Source organism: Dactylosporangium sp. NPDC049742 (assembly GCF_040674675.1).
Classification (GTDB): Bacteria; Actinomycetota; Actinomycetes; order Mycobacteriales; family Micromonosporaceae; genus Dactylosporangium; species Dactylosporangium maewongense.
On record NZ_JBFANF010000013.1, the window covers coordinates 1 to 19,395 of the forward strand.

Sequence of the window (19,395 nt, forward strand, 5' to 3'; positions counted from 1 at the left end):
ATGTTCAACGAGGGCCAGTTCGCCGCCCAGTACCCGGCCCAGGTCCGGGCGCAGGTCGACGCCGGCATGTGGGTCGGCAACCACAGCTACACCCACCCGCACCTGACCCAGCAGAGCCAGGCCCAGATCGACTCGGAGGTGTCCCGCACCCAGCAGGCCATCGCCAACGCCGGCGGCGGCACCCCGAAGCTCTTCCGGCCGCCGTACGGCGAGACCAACGCCACCGTGCAGTCGGTCCTGTCGCGCTACGGCCTGACCCAGATCATCTGGGACGTCGACTCGCAGGACTGGAACAACGCCAGCGTCGACGCGATCGTGCAGGCCGCCGGGCGGCTCACCAACGGCCAGATCATCCTCATGCACGACTGGCCGGCCAACACGGTCGCCGCCATTCCGCGCATCGCGCAGGGCCTGGCGTCGCGCAACCTGTGCGCGGGCATGATCTCCCCGCAGACCGGCCGGGCGGTCGCCCCGGACGGCGGGACCAACCCGACCACCCCGCCGCCGACCACCCCGGGCGGCGGCACCTCGCAGCCGCCGAGCTCTCCCCCGCCGGCGGGCGGCGCCTGCTCCGCGACCTACGCGGTCACCAGCTCGTGGCAGGGCGGGTTCCAGGCCTCGGTCACGGTGCGCGCCGGGAATGCCGCCATCTCACGGTGGACGGTCAAGTGGACGTTCGCCAACGGCCAGACGATCACACAGCTGTGGAACGGCACGCTGAGCACGTCCGGCTCGGCGATCACCGTGACGAACGTGTCGTACAACGGCACCGTCCCGGCCAACGGCACGACCTCGTTCGGCTTCACCGGCACCTGGAACGGCGCGAACGCCGTACCCACGCTGACCTGCACCGTATAGACGCGACTACCGGGCGGGCGCCGCACCTCGAGGCGCCCGCCTCGGCAGTGGGCCGGGTCTCAGGTCGGTCCAGTTCACCTTGACGATGTGGGCAGTCCGACGGCGATGAGGTGCTGGGGATCTGGAACGATCTTCGCGTGGCCCCTGACATCCGCCGTGCGCCCAGTCTGGACGAGGTTCGGCGCTACCACCTGGACCGCCTCAACCAAGCGTTGCGCCGGCCGAGCATGTGGGGTCGGGAGCTGTCCATCGGCTTGCTCATGGACGACGTCGCCTTTGTCGACGGTACAGGCGAGCTGTGGAAGCAGGAACAGGATGACCTTCGGGTCCGGGGTGCGTTCAACGCCCTTGGTGTGCACGGGGCGTTCACGGCGATCCTGCCCAGCTACCGGGACGACGGTGCGGCGGTGGCCTCGGTCTACGCCGACATAGCGTGGCGACTCGGCTGGCTGACCGTGGATCGAACCCTGCCCGACGACGAACACCAGCAGCTGAGCGCTGAGACTGATCGATGGAGTGGCCGGGACCGGCGACTCGATGAGATCGTCGCCGAACTCGGGCCACCGTCCGTCCTGTTCGGCGGCAGCAACCCGCGTTACGCCAAGACCCTCGCCTACGCCGCCGCGTCCGGCGCCGGAGGCTTGGTCTGCCTGCACTTCGCAAGCACCTACGACTGGAACGCGCCTCAGCCGCAGCCCGAGGCGCAGCCCGTCCTCGTGGCGGCCCGGTATGGCACCGGCGCCTTCGCAGACACGTTCACCTTCACCCCTGCGGGTTCCGCCTACCGCCACGACCGCGAGGTTTAGCAAGCTCCAAGCACCGGCAGCGTAGGCCGCGTCCGCGTGCAGGTCTATCTGGTCCAGTCTCGGGTCAGCACCGACCGGGGCAGGTAGCCGGACTCGATGTCGATGTCCCAGCCGGTGTCGTCGGCGGCCAGGCAGGCCAGCGACAGCGGGCCGACCGGCACCAGGCTCGCCGGACCGGGGTCGGCTGCCTGCGCGGCGGCCCGGTGGCGGTGCAGCAGCTCGGCCAGGTCGCGGTGGAACCCGTCCCGGTCGCGGGCGAGCAGGGACCGCAGCGCGGTCAGCTCGGCGACGAGCACCGCGTCGGCGTCCGGTGCGCCGTGCAACGCACGGTCGAGGACTGCGGCGCCTTCCGCCGGGCGCATGAACTGGTCGTGAAACATCGCCTCGGCCTGCGCCAGGTGCAGCCGCCGGTTCGGCGGGTCGCCGCTGCCTGCGTCCGGCAGCACCCGGCGCGCCTCGGTCAGCGGCACGAACGTGGACGGCCGGCAGATCCATGCCAGCTTCCACGCGGTCAGCCAGTCCATCAGCGCCGGCGGCGGGACCGGCTCCTGATCCGGGCCGTAACTGACGCCGGTGCCGGTGTACGGAACCGTCACCGCCAGCCGTTCACCGGACGGGCGGGCCGCCACCATGACGGCACCGGTCGCCGTCTCACCCGCGGACCGCAACGCCAGCCGGACGTCGAGGTCGGACAGGTCGGGGTCGTCCACGCTGCGGGCGCCGACGTAGTCGAGCAGCACGCCGGTGATGATCGACCAGCCGATGCCGCTGGGCCCGCCCTCCTGCTCGGCGTCGACCAGCGCCGCCACCCGCCGCGGGAAGTCGTCGGTCGCCGCGACGATCCGCTCATCGACGACCGTGTGCCGGTCGATCCGCATCGCCATCGCAACAGTATGGCCGTGAACGTTTCCCGGTGGCGGACCGCGTCGCCGCTGCTGAACGCCGTCCGGATGCACGATCCGGTCCCGGCGGCGTGCGCGGGCGGCGGCATCGGGGCAGCATTCGAAGCGCATCGACAACCATCGAGGAGGAGCGCCCATGCGATCAGCGCGGATGTGGTCCCGTACGACGATCGTCACGGCCGCCACGGTCATCGTCGGGTCGACCGGGGTGCTCGCGACGGCGCTGGCCGCGCACGCCGCCGCCGGATGCCGGGTCAAATACACGGTGACGAGTCAATGGCAGGGCGGCTTCGGCGCGAGCGTGGACGTCACCAACCTCGGTGATCCCGTCACCAGCTGGCGGCTGACCTGGTCGTTCACCGCCGGGCAGACCGTCACGCAGCTGTGGAACGGCACCGTGAGCCAGTCGGGGTCCACGGTGACGGTCACCAACGCCGCGTGGAACGCCGCCCTCGGCACCGGCGCCACCACGAACTTCGGCTTCGGCGGCACCTGGAACAACGCGTCCAACCCGGTGCCGGGGACCTTCGCGCTCAACGGTGTCGCCTGTACCGGAAGCACGTCACAGACGGCATCACCGACCGCCTCCGGCAGTGCCCCGTCGGGAACCGTACTGGACCAGGTCAGCACCGTGGGCCGGGTCCGAGCGGCCGGGACCGCCGCGCAGTTCACCTGGCCCGGCACATACTTCGAGGGCCGGTTCCGCGGCACCGGCGTCGGCCTGGCGCTCAACGACGCCGACAACGACTACGTCGTGCAGGTCGACGGCACCACCGTGGCGAACCTGGTGACGCCGGGCCGGACCACGTACTGGGTGCGCGGCCTGCCGGGCGGCGAGCACACCGTGCGGCTGGCGAAGCGGACCGAGAGCCCGTGGGCCGCGGGCGAGTTCGGTGGCCTGGTCGCCGACACCGGCGGCGCGATCCTGGCGAAGGCCGGCAAGCGCAGCCGGCAGATCGAGTTCATCGGCGACTCGTGGACCGCCGGCTACGGCAACATGTCGACGACCCGCGACTGCGCCGGCAACGGCGGCGTGACCCGCAACTCCAACGCCGACACGTCGTTCGGCGCGCTGACCGCGAAGGGTCTCAACGCCGACTACCAGATCATCGCCTGGTCCGGTATGGGCATGGTCCGCAACTACGGCGGCCAGAACACCGCGTACAACTTCCCGGCGAGCTACTACGACAAGGACCTGCAGGCGCTGTACAACAGCGGCGTGTGGCCGGTGCCGAGCACGTGGCGGCCGCAGGTCGTGGTGGTCGGCCTGGGCATCAACGACTTCTCCACGGCACTGACCTCCGGCGAGAAGTGGTCGACGACCGGTGCGCTCGCCGCCGACTACCGCGCGGCGTACCAGACGTTCATCGACAGGCTGCGCACCCGGTACGGCACGAGCACCCACATCGTGCTCACGTACCCGGACCTGACGTACATGACGACGGCCTTCGCCGACTCGATCCAGCAGATCGTGCAGGCCCGCAACAGCGCCGGCGACGCCCGGGTCTCAGCGCTGTACTACGACAACACCGCCCTGGGCCTGGACCTGCTGGGCTGCGACTGGCACCCGTCCCGGCACGACCACCAGGTCCTCGCCACCGCCCTGTCCCAGCACCTGTCGACCCTCCCCCTGGCCTGGTGACCGACCACTGATAGGGACGTGTGGCAAGGACCGTGTCCGGGGCGCGCGATCGCCTGCTCCAGCCGCAGCGCGTGCCGCCGCAGCTCGACCTGGGGCCGGCCGCCGGGCTCGGCTATGCCTGCGCCGGGGACCACGGCCAGGCGTTGACGAACTGCACGACGGCGCTGGGCCTCTTCGAACGGCTGGGTGACCGGCACGGTCAGGCGGCCACGCTGCACACCATCGGCTACACCCAGCACCGCATCGGCGATCACGGCACCGCCATCGGCTTCTTCACCCGGGCGTTGCAGCTGTGCCGGGAGGTCGGTGACCGGCACGGCGAGGCCGAGACGCTGACCAACCTCGGCGACGCGTGCCAGGCCGCCGCCGACGGTACCGCCGCCACCGAGCACTGGAAGGCGGCCGAGGCGATCCTGGTCGACCTCGGCCACCCCGACCTGGACGGCCTCCGGGCCAAGCTCGCCGCGGCCGGGTCATCGTCGTGACGGCGGTGTGATCACAGGCTGGTGATCAGGCCGCCGTCGATGACGACGTCGGTGCCGGTCACGTTGCCGGCCCGGTCGCTGGCCAGCAGCAGGACCAGGTCGGCGACCTCGTCCGGCCGGGTGAACCGGCCGGTCACCGAGCCGCCGGCGGCCTGTTGCGCCACCGCGTCCGGGTCGAGGCCGGTGGCGCGGGCCACGGTCGCCGCGACGCCGCCGTCCCCGAGCCACAGCGGCGTGCTGACCGGGCCCGGGCTGACGGTGTTCACCCGGATGCCGTGCGGGCCGACCTCCTTCGACAGTGCCTTGGAGAAGCTCAGCAGCGCCGCCTTGGCTGCGCTGTAGTCGATGACCAGCGGGTCGGGCAGCCACGAGTTCACCGAGGCGACGGTCACGATGGTGCCGGTGCCCCGGTCGAGCAGCAGCGGCAGGGCCGCGCGGGTGGTGCGGACCGCGGCCAGGAAGTTGATCGTCAGGGTCGAGGTCCAGTCGTCGTCGGTGACGGACAGGAACCCGCCGGTGCGCGGCTGGACCGCACCGACGTTGTTGACCAGGATGTCCAGGCCGCCGAACGCGGACGCCGCCGCCTGGATCAGCTCGGCCGGCCCGTCCGGCGTGGCCAGGTCCACCGTCACCGGATGCACCAGGCCGCCCGTGGCGAGCTCGGCCAACTCGGCGGTGATGTGGCGGGCGCCCGCCGCTACGCGGGCGCCCTCGCCGGCCAGGGCCTGCGTGATGGCCAGCCCGATGCCCTTGCCGGCTCCGGTGACGACCGCGGCCTTGCCGTTGAGGTGAAGGTCCATGACGAGTCCTCTCGTGGGCGGCCGGGCACCGGCGCGGTGTCCTCGCGCCGGTGCCCGGGCCGGTGGTGCCCGGTGTTCAGGCCAGGAAGGTCAGCGGGCGCCGCGGGCGCTCACAGCGACTGGCCCTTGAGCCAGGCCAGGCTGGCGTCGGCGACGTCGCGCCAGCCACTGTCGATCGTCAGCGAGTGCGCCCGGTCCGGGAACTCGAGGATGTCGGTCACCGCGCTGGAGTGCCGGTACTGCTTGAGGGTGGCGCGGGTGACGGCTTCGGGCACGGTGTGGTCCCGCCCTCCCATGATCAGCAGCAGCGGGCCGCGGGACTCGTTGGCCGTGTTCACCTTGGCCGGTGAGTGCGGGTCGAAGTTGGCCGCGGCCGCCTCGAAGAGCGGCTTGCCCGGTGCCGGAATCGTCCACCGCTCGTACAGCTCGTCGGACTCGGCCTCGGGGACGGCGTTGCCGAACGCGAACCGGAACTGCTCGGCGGTCAGCGAGACGGCCCGGTGCCGGTTGCCGGGGTTCTTGAACACCGGCAACGTGGCGCGCAACGCCGACAGCGGCACCGGCAGCACGCCCTTGATCTGCGCCGCGTCGATCGCGATCGCGGCGGCCGCCTGGTCCCGGCCGAGCAGCTTCTGGGCGATCATGCCGCCGAAGGAGTGTCCGATCAGGATCGGCCTGGTGTCGAGCCCGTCGATGATCTTCGCGTAGTGCTCGACGACGTCGTCGATGCCGTGGTCAGCGACGCCGTCCGGGTTGGCCCGGGTCGCCTCGACCGTGTCCGCGTCGCCGGGCCAGCCCGGCGCGCTCGGCTCGTAGCCCGCGCCGCGGAACAGGTCGATCCACGGCGCCCAGGAGGCGGCGTGCAGCCACAGCCCGTGGATGAAGATGACTGGTGTCGGGGTACTCATGCTGGACTCCTCAGATCTGCTGGGGTGGCGGGCCGACGGCCCGCGGGCTGAACGCTTCGGCGGACGCGATGAGCGCGCCGAGGTCGAACGACGCCGACGCGTCGTCCACGTGCGCGACGGGCGTGCCGTCCGCGCGGAACCACTCGTCGATGCCGGCCGGGGCGTACCCGACCGCCGTCCGGGACCGCCGCTCGGTCATGATGGGCACTCCGTGACTCAGCCGGTTGCCGTGGGGGCCGCGGCCGCCGGCGACACCCGCGGCGGCCAGGGCGGTGCTCACGGTCTTCCCTTTCAACGTAGCGTGCGGGCGGCCGTGAGGATCACGTCCGCGACGGCGGTCGGCTGGGACACCATCACGGCGTGCGAACCGGCCGTCTCGGCGATGTGCGATCCGGCGCGTTGCGCCATGAACCGCTGCGCGACTTCCGGCTGCCCGCCGCGCGCCAGGCAGACACCACGGCCCAGGAGCCCCTACCCGCCGGATGACGCCGGCCGCCTGGTCTGCCTGGCGGGTTCGGCAGGACATTGTCCGCCCGCCCCAGTAGGGTCACCGTTCGTGCGGAACCTCGCGGCCAGCGCACCACGACGGCCGGTCGCCACGGTGCCGGGATGCTGAAGCCGCGTCGCAGTGTCGCCAGCTTGACGAGTCATCCGACCGCCCTCTGGTCGCTGCTGGTCGCTCGCGGGGTGAACGAACTGGGTGCGTTCACCCTGCCGTTCCTCACCGTCATACTGGTGCGATCTCTGCACGTGTCGCCGTCGGCGGCCGGTGCGATCGTCGCCGTCTTCGGCGTCGCCACGATCCCGTCCCGGATCCTCGGCGGCTATCTGGCCGACGCCATCGGCTACCGGGCCACCATCGTCTGCGGGCTCCTCGGCACGGCCGTGGCACAGGTGGGCGTCGCGTTCGCCCGTACCCCGGTGATCGCCGTGCTGGCGGCGCTGCTGCTGGGGTTGTCCTTCGAAATCTACGAGCCGCCCTCGCAGGCCCTGATCACGCTGGTGACCGAAGACGATCAGCGGGCCCGGGCATACGGGCTGCAGTCGGTGGTAATGGGCGTGGCGGCGACGGTCGCCGGCGTCCTGGCGGCCACCGTCGGCCGAATCGAGCTGCGCTGGCTGTTCCTGATCGACGCCACGACCTGCGTGCTGGCGGCCCTCATCATCGGCATCGGGCTGCGCTCGGTCCCGCGGGCCGCTGCCGACGACCCGTCGCCCGAGCCGGCCTCGGCCGCGCGGTCGCCCTGGCGAGACCCGGCGCTGCTGGCCTTACTCGCCGCCGGCACCGTCTTCGCGTGCCTGTTCTTCCAGGTCAACATCGCCCTGCCGCTGACCCTCGCCGGTCGCGGCCTGGACCCGAGCGATGTCGGGCTGCTGATGGTGGTGTCGACGATGGTGACCGCCGGCGGTCAACTGATCCTCGCCCGGCGGGGCGGTCGACCGGACCCCTTCCGGGCGATCGCCCGCGGATACCTCGTCCTGGCCGCCGGTTACCTCGCCATCGGCCTGTCCCGGTCGTTGTGGCAGTTCCTCGGCGCCGCGGCCGTCATCGGCGTCGCGAACCTGGTCCTGATCGGCCAGACCTATGCGCTGGTCGGCGGCATCGCACCCCGGCGCGCGATCGGCCGCTACATGTCGGTGTACGGACTCAGCTGGGGCGCCGCCGCCACGATCGCGCCACTCGGCGGCACCCTCGCGCTCCAGCACTGGGGAATGACGACCACCTGGCTGAGCATCACGGCCGCGTGCGTGACGCTCGCCCTGGCGCAACCGGCGATCGCCCGCGTCGTCCGCCCTCGACTCCCCGCGCCGGACCACAAGGACACGTCGGCCGGCAGCCCGGTCACGTCGACATCCGCAGAGCGTCCGTCGGGGGCGGGACATGGACGGCCATGAGCAGGCTGCGTACGGCGTCGGGATCGCCGGTGATGGTGGAGCCGGCGGCTTCCAGCCCGCGCAGGTGGTCGTCGCCGAAGGTGGCGAGCAGCGCGTCAGTCGTGGTGCTCAGGACGGCGTCCGGCTCCGGTGACGGCAGGTGGGAGACCTCGGCCGGCCCAGCCGGTAGCGCGGCGTGAAGCAGTACAGGGCGAGCATGAACGGCAGGAAGCCGAGCGCCAGATAGGTCCGCCGGCGCTCGCGGACGTGCTGCGGGGTCACCGTGCCGACCCTGCCGGACGCGCGGACGCGTGCCGAACGATTCGAACCGGGTTGAATCCAGGTAGGTTGAGGCCGTGATCCGGCTGACGTTCGGCGTCGAGACGTTGAGCCGGACCCGGCTGTCGGTGTCGCCGGCGATGGAGGCGATGCAGTGGCTGCGGCTGGCGGCCACGGGCCGGTCGCACCCGGCGTTCGGCGCGCCCGGCCCCGCCGCCCGCGATGTGCTCGGGCACCCCGACGTGGCGCTGCGCGCGGTCCTGCTCACCGACCTGGACGTGGCCCGCTCCACCGCCGAGCTCGCCACCCGCCACGCGCTGGCCGCCAGCACGGTCTCGTACCACCTGCGGGCCCTGCACCGCGCCGCGCTCGTCACCAGGCACCGCGACGGCCGGCACGTGCTGTACCGGCGAACCGAACGCGCGGCGCGCCTGCTGGAACTTCCGCCCGACGGGAACGACCCTCGCGCGGATCGCGTCTGATCGCCCATGAGGAACGTTTCGGTGACGCTGGCGTGGCTGACACATCCCGTGTCCGCCGTCGCGGTGCTCGTGCTGCTGGTGAACGACCACCTCCTCAAGGCGGCCGCGCCGGGCGTGGTGACCGGCAAGCTCAGCGACGTCGCCGGTCTGGTCTTCGCCCCGGCACTGGTCGCGGCTCTGTGCTGCCTGCTGGTCCCCCGCCTTCCGGCGCGATGGGCGGCGGCCGGTTCGACGGTACTGGTGGGCGCGGCCTTCGCCGTGGTCAAGGCGGTGCCCGGCGGTGCCGATGTCGCGTCGGCGGCGTGGAGCGTGATCCGCCCGTCGACGATCCTCGCCGACCCCACCGACCTGCTCGCGCTGCCCGCGCTCGGGATTGCCTGGTGGGTCCGGGGCCGGACGCAGACGCCGTTGGTGTCCGCGCCGGTCGCGCGCGGTGTCCGTGCCGCCGTGGTGCTGCCGTTCGCGGTGCTGGGTGTCGCCGCGACGAGCGCGCCGGACTACCCGGCGGTGGACCGGGTCGTGGTCGTCGACGGGCAGGTGCGGGCGATGCTGTACAACGCCTTCCACGGCCTTCCCGACGGCGACGGTGACCTCCACGACGCCGCGGCGACCGTCGACGGCGCGACCTGGACCGCCCTCAAGGCGCCCATCACGCCGGACCTCCCGCCACGCGCCACGAACGCGTGCGTGCCGGACCGGCCGGACGTGTGCTACAGGGTCGTGCCCGGCCGGCTCGCCGTCGAGGAGAGCACCGACGCCGGGCGGACCTGGCGGATGTCGTGGCAGGTGACGGAGGGGCGGCGCACGTTCCTCGCCCGGAGCGACAGCGACCTGCGCTCACCCCGCGAACACCTCAGCGCCGCGGAGGTCGCGATCCTGCCCGTCGCCGGCGGCTACCGCGTGTTCGTCGCCAACCGGCGCGACGGCGTCGCGGTCCGGCAGCCGGACGGGGCATGGCAGCGCATCGGCCTGTCGTACGCCGGCAAGACCTGGCCGCCGGCGCCGCTCACCGCTCCCGGCAAACACATCTGGGCCGAGTACGCTCTCGCCGTGGCGATCGGGGCCGCGCTGTACGTCCTGGGCCTGCTGCCGGCCCTGTCCCGGCGGCGGGTGCTGGCCGGCTTCGCGGCGGGCACGACCGTCCTCGGCGCGATCGTCGTCGCGCTCGCCCAGCTGGTGGACTCGTTCCTGGGTATCGCGTTCACCCTCGTCGGCATGGGCGTCGGCGGCGCCGGCCTCGTGTGGTGGATCTCCACCGTCGTCGGCGACCCACGACCGCGGCCGTGGCTGTGGCCCACGCAGGCGGCGCTGGCGGCAGCCGCCACCGCGGGCGTCATCGCGACGTTCTACGGCTGGTCGGCGGGCCACCCCGACGCATACTCCACGGCGGCCGGCATCGCCGGCGCGGTGACCGGCGCCGCCGTGGCAGGCACCGTCGTCCTCGTCCTGTTCGGCCGTGGCCCGGCGGCCCGGCCCGAGCCCGAGCCCGAGTACGAGTGGACCATCAACGGCGGCTGACGTCAGCGCACGGGCCGCGGCCGGCGGTTTCGCCCATCGCGTCCGCGTGAATAGTCAGCTTCGCCCGTGAACAGGAGCTAAGTACGCTTTTAGGTGGATCGGATCGTGCGCGGAGGTGTCAGATGCAGAACGGCGGGATGCTGCGTGGCCGCGATCCACCCGGTCAGATCGAAGTACTGTACGAAAGCGAGCACACGCGGGTCACTCGGCTGTCCGTCGCCGGGCGCACGGTCATCCGTAAGGAATTGTCGGGACCGGACGCGCACCGGCGGGTGCGGCACGAGGTGGCGATCCTGGGGCGGCTGCGCGGCGTGGCGGGTGTCCCGCAGTTGGTGGAGGCACCTCGGTGCCCGGGGTCGATCGTGGTGGAGGATGTCGCCGGCACCAGCCTGGCCGGGTCGGCGAAGCCGCTGGCGGCGGATGGCCTGATCAGGCTCGCGGTGAAGCTGGCCCGGACGGTGGCGGGGATGCACCGCCGGGGCGTGATGCACCGCGACATCACGCCGGCGAACATCGTGGTGTCCGGCGACGGCGCCCCCTGCCTGGTGGACTTCGCGCTGGCGACGTCGATCGCCCAGCTGCGCCCCGGGTTCACGCACCACACCGAGATCGCGGGGACGTTGGCGTATCTGGCGCCGGAGCAGACCGGGCGTACCGGACGCCCTGTGGATCAGCGGGCCGATCTGTACGCATTGGGCGCGACACTGTATGAACTGGCGACGGGCACGCCGCCGTTCGGCTGGGGCGACCCGCTCCGGCTCACCCACGATCATCTGGCCCGGGTGCCGGTGCCGCCGGCACAGGTGAACCGGACCGTCCCGGCGCCGCTGTCCGAGATCATCATGCATCTGCTGGCGAAGGAGCCGGACAAGCGGTACCAGACCGCGGAGGGCGTGCTCTACGACCTGGAGCGGCTACGGGACGCCGGCCCGCGCGCGGCGACGATACGGGTCGGCGAGCGCGACGTTCCGCCGCGGCTGTTGCCGCCGTCACGGCTGGTGTGGCGCGATGCGGAAGTGGCGATGCTGACGGCGGCGTTCGAGGAGGCGCTGTCGGGCCGGTGTCATGGTGTGCTGATCAGCGGGGCGCCAGGGGTGGGAAAGACGGTGCTGGTCGACGAACTGCGGCCGGTGGTGACCGGCCGGGACGGCTGGTTCGTGGCGGGCAAGTTCGACCAGTACCGGCGGGACCTGGAATTCGACGCCGTGTACCAGGGGTTGAGGGCGGTGGGCCGGCTGTTGCTGGCCGAGTCGGAGGACGAGCTGGCCGAGGTCCGCGAGCGGATCCTGGCGGCGGCCGGCGCGAACGCGGGCCTGCTGACCGCGGTGGTGCCGGAGTTCGCGGCAATGCTGCGGGTGCCGCCCGATCCGGGGGATCCGCTGACCGCGCAGGCGCGGGCACAGCGGGTGGCGTTCGACGTGTTGCGCGCGGTCGCCTCACGGAAACGGCCCGTGGTGATGTTCGTCGACGACCTGCAGTGGGCGGGGCGGACGGCGTTGGGCTTCGTGGACCTGGTGCTGAGCGCGGAGCCGGTCGACGGCCTGCTGCTGGTGGCCGCCTACCGCGAAGGCGACGTGGACGCGATGCATCCGTTGGCGGCCGCGCGGACCCGGTGGTGTGACCGGCCGGAGGTGCGGGACCTGCGGCTGGCCAACCTGCCGGTCGCCGGCACGATCGCCATGGTGGCGGAGATGCTCCACGTGGACAGGGCCGCGGCGGCAAGCCTGGGCGAAGCGATCAGTCCGCACACGTCCGGTAATCCGTACGAGACGGTCGAGGTGCTCAACACGCTGCGCCGTGACGGTGTGCTGGCGGCGGGGGCCACGTGGCGGTGGGATGTGGCGCATGTGCGCGCTCACCTGAGCCGGCCGGACGCTGCGGGATTGCCGGCGGCGCGGGTCGATGCCATGCCGGCGCAGACGCGGCTGATGGTGGAGGCGATGGCGTGCCTCGGTGGGCGAGCCGAGCTGGGCGTGCTGCAGACCGCCGTCGGCGAGCCGGCGGAGGTGGTGGAACAGCGACTCGCGCCCGCCCTCGACGAGGGGGTGCTGGTGCTGGAGCCCGGGGTGCGGGAGGCGGTGCTGTTTCACCACGACCGGATCCGTGAGGCGGTCCTCCGCGGGGTGGAACCGCGCCGGCGGCGCGGCCTGCAGTTGGCGATGGCGCGGCGGCTGGCGGCGGAGGCGGAGTTGTTCGCGGTCGCGGCGGAACAGTACCTGCCGGTGGTCGACGCGGTCGACGACCCCGCGGAACGGCGCCGAGCGGTGGAGCTGTTCCGGCGGGCCGCCGAACAGTCGACGATGATCGGGGAATACTCGCTGGTGAACGCGCTGCTGACGGCCGCGCTGCGGCTGATCGGCCCGGACGAGACCGCCACGCTCGTCGAGGTGCACACCGGCCGGCACGCCGCCCTGTACGGCCTGGGGCTCCTGGACGAGGCGGACGAGGAGTTCCGCACGATCGAAGGGCTGTGCCCCACCGCCTTGGAATGCGCGCCCGCCATGGCGGTGCAGGTGCGCGGCCTGACCCACCGCAACCGCTACGTCGAGGCGATCGGGCTCGGCCTGGAGTCACTGCGTGAGCTGGACAGCGCCGTGCCGGCTCCGGACCGGCTCCCGGCCGAACTCGACCGCCAGTTCGACCTCATGTACCGGTGGCTGGAGCACGAGGACGCCGTGGACGAGCTGGACCGGCCGGAGGTCACCGAGCCGGTGCTGCTCGCGGTGGCCCGTCTGATCAACGCGATCCTGCCGGCGGTCTACTTCGCCGCCGACCACGCCAGGCTCGCCTGGCTGAGCCTGGAAGCGCTGCGGATCTGGATCGAGCACGGCCCCGCCGGCCCCCTCCTCGGCCCGGCGAGCCACGTCGGCTTCGCCGCCGTGTCGGTGCGCGGCGACTACGCCGCCGCATACCGGGCGATGCATCGAATCCTGGCACTGGGCGAGGCCCGCGGCTACGAGCCCGACACCTCGCAGGTGCGCTTCCTGACCACGCTGCTGAGCTGCTGGTTCGAGCCGATCGAGAACGGTGTCCGCGCGAGCCGGCGGGCCCGTGAAGGCCTGATCGCGGGGGGTGATCTGGCCAACGCCGGATACACCTACTACCTGGACATGGTCGGTCTGCTGGACTGCGTGCCGTCGCTGGACGTCTACGTCGCCGAGGTGGAGGCAGGGCTTGCCTTCGTGCGGCAGACCGGCGACGAGCACATCGGCGAATCGTACGACAGCTACCGGCGGCTGGCCGGTGTGCTGTGCGGCGAAAGCGCCACCATCGCCGGTGCGACGTCCCCCACCGACAGGTACGCCGAGAGCCCGTGGGCGCTGTTCCACCTCCAGGTCACCCGCGCGATCGCCGCCGCCATCCTCGATGACCTGGTCGGCCTGACCCGGTGCACCGCGGCGGCGATGCCCTTGCTGTCGGCGGCGGCCACCTTCTACCCGACCGCCGCGGCGCACGTGCTGCGTGGACTGGCCCTCGCCGGGCAGGCCCGAGCCGGCCACACCGGCGAGCGCGACGGTCTACTGTCCGAACTGGACGAGGTGACGCACTGGCTGGCAGCACGCGCCGCAGACGCGCCGGCCAACTTCCTGCACTGGCTGCGGTTGCTCGAGGCCGAGCGGGCCTGGGCCGTCGGCGACTTCGGTGCCGCCGTCCACGGCTTCGACGCCGCCCGGCACGAGGTCGCCCGCCACGTGCGACCGTGGCATCAGGCCCTGATCACCGAACACGCGGCCCGCTTCTACCTCGCTCACGGCGTCGAACAGGCCGGCTTCGAACTGCTCGCCGCGGCCCGTCAGGAGTACCTCGCCTGGGGCGCGACCGCGAAGGTCGACCAACTGGACTGGGCCTACCCGGCGCTGCGACCACACGACGAGCCGATCGACAAGCACAACACCCGCCACCCCGGCGACCTCCTCCAGCGTCGCCCCACCATGACGACCGGCACCGTCGACCTGCTCGGCATCCTGTCCGCGTCGCAGGCGCTGAGCTCCGAGACCAGCACCGAAGGCCTGTACTCCCGCCTGGTCCAGGTGCTCTCCGCGATGACCGGCGCCACCGCGGTGCACCTGCTGCTGTGGAGCGACGACCGGGACGAATGGATCCTGCCCGCACCCGGGGATGTCTGCAGCATCATCCCGGTCAGCGGCGCCGGCTATGAGCACACGGTGCCGATGTCCGTGCTGCGATACACCGAGCGGATGCGCGAGCTGCTGGTCGTGGGCGATGCCACCCGCGACGACCGCTTCGCCCGGGACCCGTACTTCACCGACCTCGGCTCCTGCTCCCTGCTGGCCGTGCCCATCCTCAACCGCGGCATGCTGCGGGCGGTGCTGCTGCTCGAGAACCGCCTCATCCACGGCGCGTTCACCGCCGAACGGCTCGACTGCGTCAGACTCATCGCCGGTCAGCTCGCCGTGTCACTCGACAACGCCCACCTGTACACGGCCTTCCGCCGGATCGCCGACGAGCAGGCGGCGTTGCGGCGGGTGGCGACGCTGGTCGCCCGCGGGGCGGCGCCCGACCGCGTGTTCGCCGCGGTGGCCGACGAGGTCGGCGCGCTCTTCCACGCCGACGGCACGTCGATCCTCCGATTCGAGCCGGACGGGGAGGCGACGGTGCTGGGAGGCTACGGACTCAAGCAGACCGAACCGGGTTGGCGCGGCAAGCCCGACCCCCGCACCGCCATGGCGACGGTACAGGCCACCGGCCACTCCGCCCGCCGCGACGTGGACACACCGACGCCGGCGGCGCTGCCCGGGATCGAGCCCGACATCTGCTCCATGGTCGCCAGTCCGATCGAGGTCGAGGGGCGGCTCTGGGGCGTCATGCGCGTCGGGTCGCGCCGCCAACGGCTGCCCCACGACACCGAGCAGCGGCTGGCCGACTTCACCGGGCTCATCGCGACCGCCGTCGCCAACGCCGAGAGCCGGACCGAGCTCACCGCGTCACGCGCGCGGATCGTCGCCGCCGCCGACCAGACCCGCCGGCGCATCGAGCGCGACCTGCACGACGGAGCCCAGCAGCGGCTGATCTCCCTGGCCCTGCAGCTCCGCACCGCGCAGGCGGCGCTGCCACCCGAGCTCGACACGCTCGCCGAACAACTCGACCGCGCCGTCGCCGGGGCGACGAGCGCCGTGGACGAGCTCCGCAAGATCTCCCGCGGCATCCACCCGGCCATCCTGACCGAATCCGGCCTCGGCCCGGCGCTGCGCACGCTCGCCCGCCACGCACCGATCCCCGTCGACCTCGACATCCGCATGGAGGGACGGCTGCCCGAGCACATCGAGGTCAGCGCGTACTACATCATCGCCGAGGCAGTCACCAACACGGCCAAACACGCGAGCGCCTCAGCCGTCACCGTCACCGTCGAAACCGACACCACCGACCGCGTCCTGCGCATCGTGGTCCGCGACGACGGCGTCGGCGGCGCCGACTTCACCCGCGGCACCGGCCTGGTCGGCCTCAACGACCGCGCCGAAGCGCTCGGCGGCCGGATCGTGCTCCACAGCCCACGCGGGGCCGGGACCACCCTGCGCGCGGAGCTCCCGCTCGCCCCTGCCGGATGGGACGTCGGCCGCCGATCCGCGTGCAGCCGACCTGGATGATTGGCTTCGCCGGTGAGGGGACTGTCAAGTTTCGCAAGTGGGTCTCCACCAACCTCCTCAAGAGTTCGTACCATCCACATGGCAAGGGTTTCCAACGATGGGGCGGTGATGTCGTGACCGAGTCTCAGGCACCTGATTCGCCGCTGCACCTGTCGACGGCGGAGCTGTTCGCCGCGGCGGAGGCCGAGGTCCGCGACGACGATCCGGAGTGGCACTGGAAGCACCTGGTGGCGCTGCACGAACGCGCCACGCCCGAGGTGTTCCGGACCGCCTGGACGCTCGCGGGCGACGCGAACCCACGCCGTCGGGAGCTGGGTGTGCGCGTCATGCGGGAGGCCGGCCGTGACGACCCGGCCGCCGCTGATCTGCGCCGCGGGAACTGGCCGGTGCTGCTCGACCTCCTCGACCGCGAGACGCATCCGGACGTGCTGCCGTGGGTCGTGTCGGCGACCGGCTACAACGAGGTGCCGGGCGCGTTGCCGGCGGTGCTGCGGCTGGCCGGCCACCCCGACGCGGAGGTCCGGTTCCGAGTGGCGGCGAGCATTCCGAGCCTCGTGGATCCGACGGCGCCGGAGGAGGCGGCACTCGCGGCGCTGCGGGTGCTCGCCGAGGACGCCGACGAGGACGTGCGCGGGTATGCCCGCTACGGTCTGGTCGAGGAGCTCGGCGCCGACATCTGACGACGGACGGGCGCCCCGGCCGGGGCGCCGGTGGCTCCGTCCGTGAGAACGGGGTTCTGTCCCGTGAAGAGTGATTGATCTTCGTTTCAGTGGTTCAGCAGGACTCGCTTGCGGAGCAGGTCGAAGCCGGCCCGGCCATACATCTGTCGCTTGAGCATCTTGATCCGATTGACGTTGCCTTCGACCGGCCCGGAGTTGAAGGGCAGGCTCAGTCCGGCGGCCACCGCCTCGAGGTCGCAGGTCACTCCGTTGACGAAACGGTTGATTCCGGGGAGGTCGGCCTCTTCGGCGCGGGTGAGCCATTCACCGAGGCGGTGGCCGTGCCGCTGGGTCATGATCGCGGCGAACGATCGCACCAGCTCGCAGGCGGCCCGTAGTTCGGGGCAGTTGCTGAGGATGACGGCCAGGCGGTTGAAACAGTGCTTTTCGCTCGCGGGTTGGTGGCGTCCTGGGCGGTCTGTTCGAAGGCGCGGATCAGGGGCGATTCGGTGGCTGTCCGCCAGATCGGCGCATATTGGAGGGTGTGCGTGTCCGAGATGGGCACGTAGGTGATGCCAGGCCGAGGGTGTGACGTGACCGCGTGTTGTCCGACGAGTGCAACGATCTCGCCGCCGGCGATCGCTGTGAGCGCTTCTTCGAGGGAGGCGACGACCTGCCCGCGGTGGATCGGCCGGCCGGCCGGTGTGGTGCGGGGTGTGTGCGCGTCCGTCCAGTAGTCCGGGACCGGGTTCTCTGTCACCGGGACGGTGAGGTCGGCGAGATCTTCGATCTCGGCCGTGTCCCGGGCGGCCAGTGGGTGCGTGGAGGCCACGGCGAGCACGAGCGGCTCCGTGTAGACCACCGGCCCGACGGTGAGGTCGGGCTCGCGCACCGGGAGCCAGAGCAGCGCGATGTCGACGTGGCCGGTGCGCAGCGGTCCGAACGGATCGTTGAAGGTGATCTCCCGGATGCGCAGCTCACACTGTGGATGCCGCTGCCGGAACGTGTCGATGACCGGCGCGATCTTCTCACGGTGATTTACGAACGTGCCCAGCGAGAGGGTGCCGGCCGGGCCGCGCGCGGTCGCGGCTGCGGTGTCGATGCCGTTGCGGATGAGCTGGTACGCGGTTTGCAGGTCGGCATGGAGTTGCTGGCCGATCGGGGTCAGCGCCACGTGGTGCGGTGAGCGGTCGAACAGCGGCGCGCCGACGCGGCGTTCCTGCTTCTTGATCGCCTGGCTGACCCTGGCCGGGGTTACCCGCAGCCGTTGGGCGGTGCGCCCGAAATGCAGTTCCTCGGCCAGCGTCAGGAAGATCTCGATGTCGCGCAGTTCCATAGCCGCCACCTTGTCGATGTTTAGCTTCGGGTTAACGTACCTTGCCGAGATCGGCGTTGCCGCCTGCTGGGGTTCACACCAGGCTTGGCAACTGTGAATCTTGAAACCCAAAGCATGAAAGCGCATGTCAGCTCGATCCTCCTGGGCGTCCAAGACCTGGGCAGGTCGAAGCAGTTCTACACAGAGGGGCTCGGCTGGAAGATCAAGGACGACTACGGAGTCTCCGTGTTCTTCGAATCGGACGGAGGCTCTCTTGTCGGCTTCTACGGCCGCGAAGGCCTGGCTGACTTGGCGGGCACGAGCCCGGCAGGCAGCGGCTTCAGCGGACTGGTCCTCACCTACGTCGTGCGTAGTGAGGCGCGAGTGGACGAGATCATCGCGGAGGCCGAGAAGGCCGGCGCGACAATCCTCAAGCCCGCCGCCGCCCTGCAGTGGGGTGGGTACGGCGGCTCCTTTGCGGACCCGGACGGCTACATCTGGAGTCTGGGCTACAGCGCCCAGGCAACGGACCAGCCCTACGCGGAGTAGCCGCCGGGGTAAGCCGCTTGCGTGTGTGTAAGGGGCCATTGCCGGATACACGGCTACGAGGAGAATGTCACACCTTCGCCTACGGACCCACGGGCCCCCACGCACAGTTCCTGGCCTCGCCACCCCGGCGAGGCCAGGAACCCCAGAGTTAGCAAGGTGGAGGGAGTACATCATGGAATTTAAAGCCCGCGTCGAGCCTCCGGAGCCCATGAGAGGGCTGGAAATTCCGCAAGAGATCGTGGAGGCGCTCGGCGCAGGCGGACGGCCGCCGGTGACGATCACGATCAACGGACATTCATGGAAGAGCAGAGTCGCTATCATGCGCGGCCGGCACCTGCTCGGCCTGAGCAACGCCAATCGGCAAGCCGCCGGTGTCGTGACCGGCGACGAGGTCACGGTCGAGGTAGAACTTGATACCGAGCCCCGTGTCGTGATCGAGCCCCCGGACTTCGCCGGTGCCCTGGATGCCGACCCGGTTGCCCGGGCCGCCTACGACCGTCTCGCTTACAGCCACAAGCGCGAGCACGTGCGCGCTATCGAGAGCGCGAAGAAGCCCGAAACGCGCACACGGCGGATCGAGAAGGCCATCACAACGCTGCGGGACTGACGACCCACATGTCGCCGCTTCCGTCCGAGGCGGCGTTGCGAGACCTGCTCGAGGACTGAGCGCGCGGTCCCGCTTCGCGGCCCAACGATCATCATGGATCACTC

The 19,395-nt window shown here is 71.6% G+C and carries 18 protein-coding genes; 11 read left to right on the forward strand and 7 right to left on the reverse strand.

Features of this window, described 5'->3' with window-relative positions; translation table 11 throughout:
• The coding region (locus AB0J72_RS18130) for a cellulose binding domain-containing protein (protein ID WP_363400048.1) at positions 1 to 858 on the forward strand (858 nt) is incomplete at its 5' end.
• A 110-nt stretch (positions 859 to 968) separates the two neighbouring features.
• Positions 969 to 1,664, forward strand: a complete 696-nt coding sequence (locus tag AB0J72_RS18135) for a hypothetical protein (protein ID WP_363400050.1) — start codon at positions 969 to 971, stop codon at positions 1,662 to 1,664.
• 44 nt (positions 1,665 to 1,708) lie between these two features.
• Here AB0J72_RS18135 and AB0J72_RS18140 read toward each other — a convergent pair whose 3' ends face one another.
• Positions 1,709 to 2,548 (reverse strand): immunity 49 family protein, encoded by an 840-nt coding sequence (locus AB0J72_RS18140; RefSeq protein ID WP_363400052.1) that lies wholly within the window; start codon positions 2,546 to 2,548, stop codon positions 1,709 to 1,711.
• A gap of 154 nt (positions 2,549 to 2,702) precedes the next feature.
• Between AB0J72_RS18140 and AB0J72_RS18145 the strand changes: the two genes are divergently transcribed.
• Together AB0J72_RS18145 and AB0J72_RS18150 are read left to right on the forward strand one after the other, a co-directional pair.
• A complete protein-coding gene (locus AB0J72_RS18145; protein ID WP_363400054.1) occupies positions 2,703 to 4,208 on the forward strand; it encodes a cellulose binding domain-containing protein in 1,506 nt (501 codons plus the stop codon).
• Positions 4,209 to 4,240: 32 nt separating this feature from the next.
• On the forward strand, positions 4,241 to 4,693 hold the full coding sequence (locus tag AB0J72_RS18150) for a tetratricopeptide repeat protein (RefSeq protein ID WP_363400056.1): 453 nt from the start codon (positions 4,241 to 4,243) through the stop codon (positions 4,691 to 4,693).
• An 11-nt stretch (positions 4,694 to 4,704) separates the two neighbouring features.
• On the opposite strand, the gene AB0J72_RS18155 is transcribed toward AB0J72_RS18150, so the two are convergent.
• The 3 genes from AB0J72_RS18155 to AB0J72_RS18165 form a co-directional block, all read right to left on the reverse strand.
• On the reverse strand, positions 4,705 to 5,493 hold the full coding sequence (locus AB0J72_RS18155; protein ID WP_363400058.1) for an oxidoreductase: 789 nt from the start codon (positions 5,491 to 5,493) through the stop codon (positions 4,705 to 4,707).
• A 110-nt stretch (positions 5,494 to 5,603) separates the two neighbouring features.
• Positions 5,604 to 6,401, reverse strand: coding sequence for an alpha/beta hydrolase (locus AB0J72_RS18160; RefSeq protein ID WP_363400060.1), 798 nt, complete (start codon positions 6,399 to 6,401; stop codon positions 5,604 to 5,606).
• Between the two features lie 10 nt (positions 6,402 to 6,411).
• Complete coding sequence (locus AB0J72_RS18165; protein ID WP_363400062.1) at positions 6,412 to 6,681, reverse strand: hypothetical protein; 270 nt, start codon at positions 6,679 to 6,681, stop codon at positions 6,412 to 6,414.
• A 359-nt stretch (positions 6,682 to 7,040) separates the two neighbouring features.
• Between AB0J72_RS18165 and AB0J72_RS18170 the strand changes: the two genes are divergently transcribed.
• Positions 7,041 to 8,297, forward strand: a complete 1,257-nt coding sequence (locus tag AB0J72_RS18170) for an MFS transporter (protein ID WP_363400064.1) — start codon at positions 7,041 to 7,043, stop codon at positions 8,295 to 8,297.
• A 108-nt stretch (positions 8,298 to 8,405) separates the two neighbouring features.
• On the opposite strand, the gene AB0J72_RS18175 is transcribed toward AB0J72_RS18170, so the two are convergent.
• Positions 8,406 to 8,558 carry a hypothetical protein gene (locus AB0J72_RS18175; protein ID WP_363400066.1) on the reverse strand — a complete coding sequence of 51 codons (153 nt, stop codon included), beginning with the start codon at positions 8,556 to 8,558 and terminating at the stop codon, positions 8,406 to 8,408.
• Between the two features lie 74 nt (positions 8,559 to 8,632).
• Here AB0J72_RS18175 and AB0J72_RS18180 point away from each other — a divergent pair, with 74 nt between their 5' ends.
• The 4 genes from AB0J72_RS18180 (at position 8,633) to AB0J72_RS18195 (ending at position 16,841) form a co-directional block, all read left to right on the forward strand.
• On the forward strand, positions 8,633 to 9,037 hold the full coding sequence (locus AB0J72_RS18180; RefSeq protein WP_363400068.1) for a helix-turn-helix domain-containing protein: 405 nt from the start codon (positions 8,633 to 8,635) through the stop codon (positions 9,035 to 9,037).
• A gap of 6 nt (positions 9,038 to 9,043) precedes the next feature.
• Positions 9,044 to 10,555, forward strand: a complete 1,512-nt coding sequence (locus tag AB0J72_RS18185) for a hypothetical protein (RefSeq protein ID WP_363400070.1) — start codon at positions 9,044 to 9,046, stop codon at positions 10,553 to 10,555.
• A gap of 245 nt (positions 10,556 to 10,800) precedes the next feature.
• On the forward strand, positions 10,801 to 16,161 hold the full coding sequence (locus tag AB0J72_RS18190) for an AAA family ATPase (protein ID WP_363400072.1): 5,361 nt from the start codon (positions 10,801 to 10,803) through the stop codon (positions 16,159 to 16,161).
• Positions 16,162 to 16,274: 113 nt separating this feature from the next.
• Entirely contained in the window at positions 16,275 to 16,841 is a 567-nt protein-coding gene (locus AB0J72_RS18195; RefSeq protein WP_363400074.1) for a HEAT repeat domain-containing protein, read from the forward strand.
• A gap of 86 nt (positions 16,842 to 16,927) precedes the next feature.
• On the opposite strand, the gene AB0J72_RS18200 is transcribed toward AB0J72_RS18195, so the two are convergent.
• Both AB0J72_RS18200 and AB0J72_RS18205 read right to left on the reverse strand, forming a co-directional pair.
• On the reverse strand, positions 16,928 to 17,197 hold the full coding sequence (locus AB0J72_RS18200; protein ID WP_363400076.1) for a transposase: 270 nt from the start codon (positions 17,195 to 17,197) through the stop codon (positions 16,928 to 16,930).
• A complete protein-coding gene (locus AB0J72_RS18205; protein WP_363400078.1) occupies positions 17,173 to 18,156 on the reverse strand; it encodes a LysR family transcriptional regulator in 984 nt (327 codons plus the stop codon). Before AB0J72_RS18205 ends, AB0J72_RS18200 begins: the two co-directional genes overlap by 25 nt.
• Before the next feature lie 93 nt (positions 18,157 to 18,249).
• On the opposite strand from AB0J72_RS18205, the gene AB0J72_RS18210 reads away from it, so the two are divergent.
• Both AB0J72_RS18210 and AB0J72_RS18215 read left to right on the forward strand, forming a co-directional pair.
• Positions 18,250 to 18,684, forward strand: a complete 435-nt coding sequence (locus tag AB0J72_RS18210; protein WP_363400080.1) for a VOC family protein — start codon at positions 18,250 to 18,252, stop codon at positions 18,682 to 18,684.
• Positions 18,685 to 18,856: 172 nt separating this feature from the next.
• A complete protein-coding gene (locus tag AB0J72_RS18215; protein WP_363400082.1) occupies positions 18,857 to 19,291 on the forward strand; it encodes a YdeI/OmpD-associated family protein in 435 nt (144 codons plus the stop codon).
• Positions 19,292 to 19,395 lie beyond the last annotated feature (104 nt).